This is a genomic window from Streptomyces sp. NPDC004561, assembly GCF_053602155.1.
Genome location: NZ_JBSGDB010000277.1, coordinates 1 through 11,960, shown reverse-complemented (window position 1 = coordinate 11,960; position 11,960 = coordinate 1). Strand labels below are relative to the sequence as shown.

Below are 11,960 nucleotides of genomic sequence, written 5' to 3'. Positions count from 1 at the left end.
GGCACCCCCACCGTCGTGAACGACGTGATGACCCGCACGGTCGTCGCCCTTCGCACGGGGGCGGCGATTGCCTCGATGTTGTGCACGATGCGCCCGCACGCCCCGCGCAGCCGGGGGTCCGCCGCGATCGACGGATGCGTCGGCAGCAGCTCCGCCGTCGCCGCCAGCGAACGCCCGTGGTACGCGCAGGTCTCCAGCAGCGCCACCACGTACCGGGCGGTGTCCCGGCGGGCGCGCAGCGGGGTGATCGGATGGGTCAGCGGCTGGGTGGCCGCGCGCAGATCGGCCAGGGTCTGGTCCAGCTCGCGCGCCTGCTCCACCAGGTCGCCGCTCGTCCCGCCGCTCAACTGGTCGACGGCGGCCCGGGTGAGGCCGGCGAGCCGGTCCAGGACGCCGACGAGGAGTTCGTTGGTACGGCGGTCGGTGTGGATCGGCAGCACCACGGCCGCCGCGATCACCCCGCAGGCCGCGCCCAGCGCCGTCTCCTCCACCCGCAGCACCAGCACCGCCGTGGTGTAGGTGTTCAGCAGCGTGTACAGCAGCCCGAGCGCGGCCGTGACGAAGAAGGACATCAGCGTGTACGACAGCGGCGCCGTGTAGAACATCGCGAAGACGAACACCAGCACCAGCGCGAACGCCGTCCACGTGTGGTGCCCCACCAGACCGGCCAGTCCGATGCCGGCCACCACGCCGAGCATCGTGCCCAGCAGCCGCCGGTAGCCCTTCACCAGGATCTCGCCGGTGGACGCGGTGTTGATGAACACGATCCAGCAGGTCAGCACGGCCCAGTACCAGCGCTGGCTGGAGAGCAGCTCGCCGCCGACGATGGCCAGGGAGGAGCCGACGGCGACCTGGACCGCGGCCCGGGTGGTGGGCCGCCCGAGGCCGGACGGCTCCGCCACCCGCGGCTCGCCCTCCTCGCTGCCCTCGATCGCGGCGTCCTCCGCGTCCAGCTCCTCGCGCGAGCGGGCGGTGGCGGGGGAGTCGTCGGACTCGTCCAGCGGTCCGTCGAGGGCGAGCCTGAGCCCCAGTGCGGCGCGGGCCGCCTCGCCGAGCCCGCGGAAGACGTCCTGCACGGCCGGGGAGGCCCGCGGCAGGTTCTCCTCCTCGCGGTACCCGAGCAGCCGGTTGCGCACCTGTGCGAGGGCGGTGCCCGAGGCCTCGCCGACCGGGCGCAGCGCGAGCAGCCGCAGCGCCTGGAGGTCCCGGCGCAGCACGGCCGTCGCCTCGTCCCGCACCGGCAGCTCGCCCCCCGAAGGCAGCGGGGCGCCCGGCAGGTGCAGGGTCAGGGTGTCGGTCCGCTCGGCGCTGCGCGCGGTGAGCAGCAGCAGCCCGAGGCGCTCGGCGGCGATCTCGGCGTCCGCGGTACGGCGTTGCAGCAGCCGGGCCACCGCCTCGTCGGAGGTGCCGTCCTCCAGCCGGCCCTGGATCATCAGCGCCGTCTCGTGCAGCCGCGCGGTGCCGGTGCGCAGCTCCTCCAGGACCTTGTCCACCTCGTCGGGACCGGCGTCCAGCAGCTCGATCTGAATGTCGATCAGCTGGGCGAGCCGGGCCCGGAAGGCCCGCCGCAGCCGGTCCAGGGTGCCCGCCGGGGTCTGCGGCAGCAGCACGAAGCGGGCGGTGGCGCTGCACGCGAACGCCACGCAGACGACGCCGTACAACTGCGGCAGCACGGACGGGGTGGCGCGCACGAACAGGGCCACGAAGTAGACCTGGAAGCCGATCAGCCCGAGCGCCGTGCCCCGGTCGCCGAACCGTCGGCTGTAGACGGCGCCGAAGATGAGGAGGACGAAGAACAGGTCCCCGGCGACGACCCGGCCGCCGAGCAGCGTGCCCAGGGACACGGAGACCAGGGCGACCGGCAGTCCGAGGGCGAGCGTGACGGCCTGCCGGTCACGCTGCTTCTCCCGGATCGCGAAGGTCGCCACCATCGCCGCGATGGCGCCGGCGACCAGGAGCGGCACCGGGAACCCCAGGACGGCGAGGACGACGAGGGTGAGCCCGATCGCGGTGACCGTGCGCAGCCCCGCGGTGAGCCTGAGGAACCCGGGATCCGACGCCGCGAGCCGGTCCCACATCCGTACCCGCCCCGACCGTCCCGCTGCCCTCACGCCGCCGCGCTCTCCCGTGTCCGAAAACCGTGCCAGAAATCGATCTCCGATCCAGCATCGCACGCGGCCCCCGCCCGCCGGCGTTCGGCCCGTGCCGCGGCCGAGCGCGTTGGCATGGCTCCGGCCGGCCGACGTGCCCGGTCAACACGGAAGACCGCCGGTCCCGTGCGGACGACCGGCGGTCTCCCGAAGACGCGGATCAGCTCACGGGCTCTCGAGCGCGTTGCCCTCCTCCGCCCGGGCCCGTACCTGTTCCTGCGTCAGATACGAGTCGGTGTACTCGAAGTCCTTCAGCCGGGCGGGCTTGCGGGCCTGGAAGCCGGTGCGGACGAAGTCGTCGCCGGCCACCGCGTTCAGCATCCAGTTGGTCATCACCCGGGCCTTGGCGACGTTGGTGCGCAGCGCAGACCAGTGGTAGCCGCGGGCCACCGCCTGCGCCGGCAGGCCGCGCAGCTCGATGCCCAGCGGCTTGGAGACGGCGTCCTTGCCGCCGAGGTCGACGACGAGGCCCAAGTCCCGGTGCTCGTACGGCGACATCGGCTGCCCGCGCAGCGTCGCGATGACGTTCTCGGCGACCCTCTTGCCCTGGCGCATGGCGTGCTGCGCGGTGGGCGGGCAGACCGCGCCCTCCTCGGCCTTCGCCAGGTCCGGCACGGCGGCCGAGTCGCCGAGGGCGAACACGCCGTCCTGGCCCGGCACGGTCATCTCGGGGTCGACCACCAGGCGGCCGCGGACCGTCTCCGCGCCCAGCGTCGCGATCAGCGGGCTGGCGACCACACCGGCCGTCCAGATCAGCGTGTGCGTCGGCACCACCCGGCCGTCGGTGAAGGTGACCTCCTCGGCCGCGGCCTTGTCGATCGACACGCCCAGCGAGATGTCGATGCCGCGCCGCTTCAGGATCTCCTGCGCGCTGCGGCCGAGCTTGTCGCCCAGCTCCGGCATGAGCTTGGGCGCGATGTCGATCAGATGCCACTTGATCAGGCCCGGGTCCAGGCGCGGATAACGGCGTACGGCGGCGTGGGTGAGCCGCTGCAGACAGGCGGCGGTCTCGGTGCCGGCGTACCCGCCGCCGACCACCACGAACTGCAGCCGCGCGGCCCGCTCGGCCGGATCGTCGCTGGCGTCGGCGAGGTCGAGCTGCGAGATGACGTGGTCGCGGATGTAGGCCGCCTCGGCGAGGGTCTTCATCCCGAAGGCGTACTCGGTCAGGCCCGGGATGTCGAAGGTCCGGGTCACGCTGCCCGGGGCCAGCACGATGTAGTCGTAGCGCTCGTTGACGATCTTGTCGGTGATGGTGCGGACGACGCAGACCTTCGCCTTCAGGTCGACGCCGATCGCCCCGCCCGGGATGATCCGGGTGCGGTACCTCCTGCTGCGGCGCAGCGACAGCGCGATCGACTGCGGCGTGAGCACGCCGGAGGCGACCTGGGGCAGCAGCGGCAGATAGAGCTGGTAGGCGAACGGCGTCACCAGGGTGACGTCGGCCTCCCCGGGGGCGAGCTTCCGCTCCAGGCGGCGGACGCACTCGACTCCGGCGAAGCCTGCGCCGATCACCAGGATCCTGGGTCGTGTCACAGTGTCCATCCCTTTCTGCGGCTCCAGGCGGTCCGACTCATCGTCGTTCGCATGCCCTGGATCGCGCTGCGCACCACCTCGAGATCCCACCGTGCACCCAGCCGTTCCGCCAGCTGGGTGCGGCAGGCAGACGAACGTGCGTGGGCACCGGCATGCACCCACACGGGCAGGAGTAACCGGTTGTCGCGCGGATACACCTGCGCGCTGCCGTCACCAGGGCAGGAACGCGTGGATGTCCTTGCCGTCGTCGTGCACCACGACGCTGACCTGGGTGCAGAGCGTGTGCACCAGATGCCAGCCGATGCCGCCGCCGCCCGTGCGCGGGTGGAAGGGCCGCGGCTCCGGTTTGGTGGTGCTGCTGTCGCGCATCGTCACGTGCACGCCGTCGAAGGTGCGCCGCATCCGCAGGCCGAACGGTCCCGGCGCGTACTGGATGACATTGGCGGCCAGCTCGGTCACGACCAGCAGGATGTCGTCCCAGTACTCGTGCGCGCCCGGCGGCGCGTCCCGGGCCAGGGCGCCCAGGAACTCCTCCGCGGCGAGCCGTGCCTCCGTGACGTTGCGCAGCTCACCACCGAAGGAGAACGTGCGCTCGTACCCGCCCTCCGAGGGGGGTGTGTCGTCCCAACGCGGCTCCGTCACCATCTCGCATTCCCCGGGCCCGTCCGGGGAGGGGCCTGCGCCGCCTCTCCGGCCGTGCCGGTCGTCGTTGCCGGTCTCTCGCTGCGCTGCGGGTTCCCACAGCCGGGCCGACTATCCACCCGCTCCGGTCCCGCGGTTTGCGCGGCCGCCCCTCCTCAGCGGAAGACATCGTCCGGCTCGTCCCAGTCGGCCGGCTCCTGGGGACCGCGCCCGGCCCGGGACCGCGCCTCGTACATCGCGTCGATCTCGGTGGCGTAGTGCCGCGCTATCGCGTCCCGGCGCAGCTTCATGGACGGCGTGAGCAGCCCGTTGTCCGGCGCGAACGGTTCCTGCAGGACACGGTAGACCCTGATCGACTCCGCCCGGGACACCGCACTGTTGGCGGAGGAGACGGCCCGAGCGATCTCCTCCCGCAGCGCGTTCTCCTCCCGGGTCTCCCGGCCCGCGACATCGCCCTGCAGCGCCAGCGCGGCCCGCCAGTGCGCGAGGAACTCCGGATCCAGGGTGATCAGGGCGCCCACGCAGGGCCGGTCGTCGCCGACCACCACCGCCTGGTGGACGAGGGGGTGCATGCGCAGCCGCTGTTCCAGCGGCCCTGGGGCCACGCTCTTGCCGCCGCTGGTGACGATGATGTCCTTCTTGCGGCCGGTGATCGTCAGATAGCCCTCGGAGTCCAGCCGCCCGATGTCCCCGGTGGCCAGCCAGCCGCCGTGCAGCGCGGACCGGGTCGCCGCCTCGTCGCTGACATAGCCCTGGAACACCGACGGACCGCGCAGCAGGATCTCCCCGTCGTCGGCCACGTGGACCTCGGTGCCCGGCAGCGGCCGGCCCACGGTCCCCGACTTCTCCAGGCCGAGCGGCTGCATGGTGATCCCGCCGGAGGCCTCGGTCAGCCCGTACCCGTCGTGGAGGTACACGCCGATGCCCTCGTAGAACAGGCTCAGGTCGCGGTTGAGGGAGGAACCGCCGGAGGTGCCGCGGAGCACGCGGCCGCCGAGCGCGGCCCGGAGCCTGCGGTACACCGTCCTTTCGTACAGGGCGTGTTGCATTCTCAGCTCGAACCCGGGGCCCGCCCCCCGGCCCAGCCGCCGGCGCTCCTCGGCCGCGGCGAAGTCCCTGGCGGTCTGCGCGGCCCGCTCGAACAGCGTTCCCCGGCCCGCCTGTTGGGCCGTGCGCAGGAAATTCTTGTACAGCTTCTCGAACACCGACGGCACGCCGTACAGATACGTCGGCCGGAACGTGGTCAGCGCCGCCGACAGCGAGGCCTCGGTCAGCTCCGGCTCGTGCGCCATCAGGACGCCGCCGCGCACTCACGTCAGCATGATCATGATGCCGTAGACATGGGAGAACGGCAGGAAGGCCAGCACGGAGGGCTGTTCGCCCGGCGGCGCCGCGGTGTGCGCCCAGCCGGCCAGCAGGACGTCACACGGGTAGGCCAGGCCGCGATGGCTCAGCGCGCAGCCCATCGGGCGGCCCGAGGTGCCGGAGGTGTAGACGATGGCCGCCGTGGCGTCCGGCAGCACGAGCCGGCGCAGCGACTCCACCGTGGTGTACGGCACCTGCGCGCCGCGCTCGACGAGGGCGTCCATCGCGCCCGCGTCCAGCTGCCAGACGTTCCGCAGCCGCGGCAGCCGGGTGCACACCGTGCCGACGGTCATCACGCCCTGCTCGTCCTCGACGACCACGGCCACGCAGCCGGCGTCCCGCAGGATCCACTCCACCTGGTCCCGCGAGGACGACGGATGGATGGGCACGACCTCGGCGCCCACCGCCCACAGCGCGTGGGCCAGCACCGTCCACTCGTAACGGGTGCGGGCCATCAGGGCCACCCGGTGGCCCGGTGAGACACCGGTCGCGATCAGCCCCTTGGCCAGGTCGACCACTTCGTCCCGCAGCTCCACGGCCGTCACCTCCTGCCACCCGTCGGCGGCGGGCCCGGGCCGGTGCGCGAGCACCGGCAGGGTGGGGTTGACGTCCGCGAGGTCGAAGACGCTGTCGGCGAGGCCGCCGGTCAGCGGTGGGGTGGCGGCCGGAGCGAGGGCGACGTCCCGCATGCGCTGCTCCTGGATGTACAGAGGGTCACTCCGCCGATCGGCTCTGTTGTCGGCAGTGCTCGAATCTAGCCCAGGCGAGCGCGTTGGGTGCCGGGAACGGGCAAGTCGTGATCGGCTGATGATCTGGGCGTGTCCTGGGGACTCGGCAGACATGAGTCATGTGAACCCCGATCCGGAACCCGAACGCACCACCGGGCTGGAGCCCGGCGGCTCGGTCCCGCCCGGCGAGACCCCGCCCGCCGAGAGCAGCATGCCCGAAGCCGGGCCCCGGGAGCCGAACGCCGGGCGCAGGGGGTGGTCCAGGACACCGTTGACGCTGATCGTCGTCCTCGTCGTGGTGATCGCCGCCTTCTTCCTGGCGTACGCCCTGGCGCTGATCTTCTGACCGGCCGCTCACCCCTGGGTGTGCCGCACACACTCGGTGACGACACCTCGCAGGTTGCCCGTGCGGTCCATCAGCCGCCGCTGCTCGCGCGCGCCGTTGCCCCGCCGCAGCACGTGCTCGACGCCCTCGTCCGCGCGCGCCGCGTCCCCGGTGTCGCCGAGCGCGTCCCCGGTGTGCTCCAGCAGCGATCGCAGCACCTCCCCGGCGGGCCGCGGCCGCATGGTCGCCGGGTCGAGCAGATCCCCGTCCAGCCCGGACCGGGCGGCCTGCCAGGCGGCCAGCCTGAGCAGGCTCACGCTGTGGTCGAGGGGCGGCCGGCCGGCCCGCCAGTCCCGGGCGGCCGTCTCCACCAGCGCGCGGGTCAGCGTCGCGATGAGCAGGGCGGTCTCCGCGCACAGACAGACGTCCGACACCCGGATCTCCACCGTCGGGTAGCGGGCCGACAGCCGCGCGTCGAAGTACGCCATCGCCTCGTCGAGGATCACGCCGGTGGCCACCATGTCCGCCACCCGCCGGTGGTACCGCTCCGGGGACTCGAACAGCTCGGTCGGGCCGGCCGACGGCCAGCGCTCCCACACCCGGGTGCGGTAGCTCTGGTAGCCGGTGTCCCGGCCCTGCCAGAAGGGCGAGTTGGCGCTGATCGCGTTGAGTACCGGAAGCCACGGACGGAGCCGGTCGAGGACCGCCACGCCCTCCTCGTCCGACTCCACCGACACATGTACATGACATCCGCAGACCAGCTGGTCACGCGTGCCGATCCCGTACCGCTCGGCCAGCCACTCGTAGCGCTCGTTCACCGTGAGGGAGGGACTCACCGGCAGCGGCGAGCTGGCGAGCGCGGCGACCGTGCACCCGATCTGACCGGCCAGCCGGGCCGCCTCCTTGCGGCAGCGCACGATCTCCTCGCCGAGGTCCGCCATCTCCGCCTGCGGATGCGTGGCGAACTCCAGCATCTGCCCGAACAGCTCCTTCTCGAACACGTCCTGCCCGGGATCGTTCTGGGCGGCACGGGCGAGGACGGCCGCGGCCAGCGCCTTCGGGTCGCCGCTGTCAGGATCGACCAGAAGGAGTTCCTCCTCCACTCCGACGGTGCGCACGCGGTGCCGCCCTTCCTCGCTGCCGACAGGGGCAGTCATGGGTCCGTACGACCCCGACTGCCCCTGGGGCTGCCGCCGACACCTGCGGTTCAGGACACGGGGGTCAGGAACACCGTGGCGAGCGGCGGCAGCGTGAGCCGGAGGAAGCCGTCCTCCGGTTTGAGCGCCCCCGGCGCACCGGCGGCGACCCCGCCGCCCCCGTAGCGGACGTCGTCGGTGTTCAGCTTCTCCTGCCAGGCGGGCATCTCGTCCGGGACCCACAGCCGGTAGTCCTCCCGGACCACGGGGGAGAAGTTCGACACCGCCAGCAGGGGGGCGCCGTCGGCCGCGAACCGCAGGAACGCGAAGACGTTGTCGTCCGCCGCGTCGCACAGCAGCCACCGGAAGCCGCCCGGGTCGGTGTCGCGCTGCCACAGCGCCGGCGTCGCCCGGTACAGCGTGTTCAGATCCCGGACCAGCGCCTGCACGCCCCGGTGGTCGCCCGCCGAGTGGTAGTCGTCGCCGAGCAGCCACCACTCGGGGCCGTGCGCCTCCGACCACTCGGCGCCCTGCGCGAACTCCTGTCCCATGAACAGCAGCTGCTTGCCCGGGTGGGCCCACATGAAGCCCAGGTACGCGCGGTGGGTGGCGCGCCGCTGCCACCAGTCGCCCGGCATCTTCGACACCAGCGCCTGCTTGCCGTGCACGACCTCGTCGTGGGAGATGGGCAGGACGTAGTTCTCGCTGTACGCGTACACCATCGAGAAGGTCATCTCGTCGTGGTGGTACTTGCGGTGCACCGGCTCCTTCTGGATGTACTGCAGCGAGTCGTGCATCCAGCCCATGTTCCACTTAAGCCCGAACCCCAGACCGCCGCCGTCGGTCGGCCGGGTCACCCCGTCCCAGGCGGTGGACTCCTCGGCGATGGTGATCACGCCCGGGCAGCGCCGGTACACGGTGGCGTTCATCTCCTGCAGGAACGCGACCGCGTCCAGGTCCTCCCGCCCGCCGAACACGTTGGGCTCCCACTGCCCGGAGTCCCGCGAGTAGTCGAGGTAGAGCATGGAGGCCACGGCGTCGACCCGCAGGCCGTCGATGTGGAACTGCTCGCACCAGTACACGGCGTTGGCGACGAGGAAGTTGCGCACCTCGGTACGGCCGTAGTCGAACTCGTACGTCCCCCAGTCGGGGTGCTCGGCGCGCTGCGCGTTGCCGGGCTCGTACAGCGGATCCCCGTCGAACCGGGCCAGCGCCCAGTCGTCCTTCGGGAAGTGCGCCGGCACCCAGTCCATGATCACGCCGATCCCGGCCCGGTGCAGCGCGTCCACCAGGTGCCTGAAGTCGTCCGGCGAGCCGAGCCGGGGCGTGGGCGCGTAGTACGAGGTGACCTGGTAGCCCCACGAGCCGCTGAAGGGATGCCCGGCGACCGGCATCAGCTCGACGTGCGTGAAGCCCATCTCCTTCACGTATCCGGGCAGCTCCTCGGCCAGCTGACGGTAGGTCAGCCCGGGCTTCCAGGACGGCAGATGGACCTCGTACACGGAGAACGGGGCCTCGTGCACGGGGGTGTCGCCCCGGTGCGCCATCCACTCCGCGTCCCCCCACGCGTAGCGCGAGGCCGTCACGACCGACGCCGTGTCCGGCGGCAGCTCCGTGGCGCGCGCCATCGGGTCGGCCTTGAGGAACTGGTGCCCGTACCGGGAGGTGATCCGGAACTTGTACCGGGCGCCCTCGCCGATCCCGGGCAGGAACAGCTCCCACACCCCGGACGCGCCGAGGGAGCGCATCGGGTACTGCGTGCCGTCCCAGTACGTGAAGTCCCCGGCGACGGCCACCCCTTGGGCGTTGGGCGCCCACACGGTGAACCGGGTGCCGGTCACGCCCTGGTGGGTCATCGGCTCGGCGCCGAGCGCCCGCCACAGCTCCTCGTGCCGGCCCTCGCGGATCAGGTGCAGGTCCAGCTCGCCCAGCGCGGGCAGGAAGCGGTACGGGTCGTGCACCTCCTGCTCCTCGCCGTCGTACGTCACCAGCAGCGTGTACGACGGGATCTCCGGGTGGGGCAGGACGGCGGCGAAGAGCCCGCCGCCCTCCGACGCGAGCGGGGTGCGCATCCCGTCGATCAGGACGCTCACCGCCCGGGCGTTGGGGCGCAGCGTCCGCAGCAGAGTGCCGCCCGGGACCGGGTGGGCGCCCAGCAGGGCGTGCGGGTCGTGGTGCGCGCCGCCGAGCAGGCGGCCCCGGTCGCCGGGGTCCAGTGCGGGGGCCGCGAGCGGCACGGGGCCCGCGGCCTCCGGGAGCGAAGAGTCGCGCAGTGCCATGTCGTCAGCCTCCCCACACAGCGAGTCGCTTGATCGCGGCCATCGGAACCGGCAGCCAGTCCGGCCGGTGTCTCGCCTCGTACAGCACCTCGTACACCGCCCTGTCCGTCTCGTGCGCGCGCAGCAGCGCGTGCTTCTTGCGTGGATCCCAGCCGGCGCGGGCCGCGTAGCCCGCGCAGAACGCCTCCCGGCAGCGGCGCGCCCACTCGGGTCGCCAGGGGCGGCGCTGCCGGGCCGCGTAGTCGAAGGAGCGCAGCATCCCCGCCACGTCCCGCACGGGGGACTGCGGCACCCGCCGCTCGGCGAGCGGCCGGGACGGCTCTCCCTCGAAGTCGATCACGAACCAGTCGCGGCCGGCCCGCAGCACCTGCCCGAGGTGCAGATCGCCGTGGATGCGCTGGGCGGGCGGACCGGTGTCGCACGTGGCGAGCGCCCCGAACGCGGCCCGCAGCCCCGGCACGAAGGGCTTCAGACCGGGCACGGCGTGCGCGGCGGCCTCCAGCCGCGCGCACATCTCCTCGGCCGTCCGGCCGTTCTCGCCGGGCCCGGCCGGCGGGAAGGCATCGGCCAGCGCGAGGTGCACCTCGGCCATGGCCCGGCCCAACTCGCGGGCCTCGGCGGTGAAGTCGTCGCCCGCGGCGAGCGCGCGCAGGGCCAGGGTCCAGCCGTCGGTGGCGTCCGGCAGGAACGGCTGGAGGACACCGAGCGTGGCCGGGCGCGGCGCGGTCGTGGTGAACCAGGCCACCGGCGCGGGCACCCGGGTGCACCCCTGCGCGGCCAGCGCGGCCGTCACCTCCAGGTCCGGGTTCACGCCCGGCTGGATACGGCGGAAGACCTTCAGGATGTACGCGTCGCCGTACACGAGCGAGGTGTTGGACTGCTCGGCGTCCAGCAGGCGCGGTGGAAGCCCCCCGGGCAGATGGGCGGCGGGGTCCGCCTCGAAGCGCAGCGGGCCCGCCGTGCCGGGCTGCCGCAGCCGCTCCAGCAGCAGATGGGCCGAGCGCGGGTCGTGCAGCGCGTCGTAGACCGCGAGTCCGGCCAGCGGGCCCACCTCGGCGCGTCCGATGAACGCCCGCTCCAGCCGGGGCGCGAGGTGCTCGCGCAAGCCCAGCAGCAGCTGGTAGCAGTCGCCGGGCGGGGGAGTGCCGCCGGGGGTCGGCACCGGCGCGTGCGAGGCGTGCACCAGCAGATGCAGGCGCCCCGGGAACAGCTCGGTCACGGACAGCAGGGACAGATCGGTGACGGGCCGGTCCTTGCCCGCGAACCAGCGTTGCCTCGGCAGCCACTCGTGCAACAGCCCGCCGAGCGAGGCCAGGGGCGCCTCGACGCCGGCCGAGGTTCTCGGACCGGCGGTGATGGTCTTCGGCATGGTGACGCGTCCTTTCCTCGGCGCCGGAGGTTCAGCGGCGGCGACCGATGCGGGATGCGACTCGGGTGAGCCGGAACCAGTAGAAGCCGTGGCCCTGCAGGGTGAGCAGGTACGGCAGTTCACCGATGGCGGGGAAGCGCACGCCGCCGATCAGCTCGACCGGGTGCCGTCCGTCGTAGGCACGCAGGTCGAGTTCGGTGGGCTGTGCGAAGCGGGAGAAGTTGTTGACGCAGAGCACCAGGTCGTCGCCGTGCTCACGCAGGAACGCCAGCACCGCCGGGTTGGACGACTGGAGTTCCGTGAACGTGCCGAGTCCGAAGGCGGGATTCTGCTTGCGGATCTCGATCATGCGGCGCGTCCAGTGCAGCAGGCTCGACGGCGAGGACATCGAGGCCTCGACGTTGGTGACCTGGTAGCCGTAGACCGGGTC

At 72.7% G+C, this 11,960-nt stretch carries 8 protein-coding genes and 1 pseudogene; 1 reads left to right on the top strand and 8 read right to left on the bottom strand.

Annotated features, from left to right (window positions below; genetic code table 11):
• The 4 genes and pseudogenes from ACWEN3_RS29540 to ACWEN3_RS29525 form a co-directional block, all read right to left on the bottom strand.
• Positions 1-2,078 (bottom strand): FUSC family protein (locus ACWEN3_RS29540; RefSeq protein WP_452976790.1); only part of this gene is annotated, 2,078 nt, incomplete at its 3' end.
• A gap of 237 nt (positions 2,079-2,315) precedes the next feature.
• The gene (locus ACWEN3_RS29535; protein WP_452976786.1) at positions 2,316-3,695 is read right to left on the bottom strand and encodes an NAD(P)/FAD-dependent oxidoreductase; all 1,380 of its coding nucleotides are present in this window, start codon (positions 3,693-3,695) and stop codon (positions 2,316-2,318) included.
• Positions 3,696-3,896: 201 nt separating this feature from the next.
• Entirely contained in the window at positions 3,897-4,331 is a 435-nt protein-coding gene (locus tag ACWEN3_RS29530) for an ATP-binding protein (RefSeq protein ID WP_452976784.1), read from the bottom strand.
• 152 nt (positions 4,332-4,483) lie between these two features.
• Positions 4,484-6,382, bottom strand: a pseudogene (locus ACWEN3_RS29525) (AMP-dependent synthetase/ligase).
• A 151-nt stretch (positions 6,383-6,533) separates the two neighbouring features.
• On the opposite strand from ACWEN3_RS29525, the gene ACWEN3_RS29520 reads away from it, so the two are divergent.
• On the top strand, positions 6,534-6,767 hold the full coding sequence (locus tag ACWEN3_RS29520; RefSeq protein WP_452976782.1) for a DUF6480 family protein: 234 nt from the start codon (positions 6,534-6,536) through the stop codon (positions 6,765-6,767).
• Positions 6,768-6,775: 8 nt separating this feature from the next.
• Here ACWEN3_RS29520 and ACWEN3_RS29515 read toward each other — a convergent pair whose 3' ends face one another.
• The 4 genes from ACWEN3_RS29515 to ACWEN3_RS29500 all read right to left on the bottom strand — a co-directional run.
• On the bottom strand, positions 6,776-7,864 hold the full coding sequence (locus ACWEN3_RS29515) for a glutamate--cysteine ligase 2 (RefSeq protein WP_452976788.1): 1,089 nt from the start codon (positions 7,862-7,864) through the stop codon (positions 6,776-6,778).
• An 89-nt stretch (positions 7,865-7,953) separates the two neighbouring features.
• The gene (gene glgB / locus ACWEN3_RS29510; protein WP_452976780.1) at positions 7,954-10,161 is read right to left on the bottom strand and encodes a 1,4-alpha-glucan branching enzyme; all 2,208 of its coding nucleotides are present in this window, start codon (positions 10,159-10,161) and stop codon (positions 7,954-7,956) included.
• Positions 10,162-10,165: 4 nt separating this feature from the next.
• The gene (locus ACWEN3_RS29505) at positions 10,166-11,530 is read right to left on the bottom strand and encodes a maltokinase N-terminal cap-like domain-containing protein (RefSeq protein WP_452976778.1); all 1,365 of its coding nucleotides are present in this window, start codon (positions 11,528-11,530) and stop codon (positions 10,166-10,168) included.
• A 31-nt stretch (positions 11,531-11,561) separates the two neighbouring features.
• The coding region (locus ACWEN3_RS29500; RefSeq protein ID WP_452976777.1) for an alpha-glucosidase C-terminal domain-containing protein at positions 11,562-11,960 on the bottom strand (399 nt) is incomplete at its 5' end.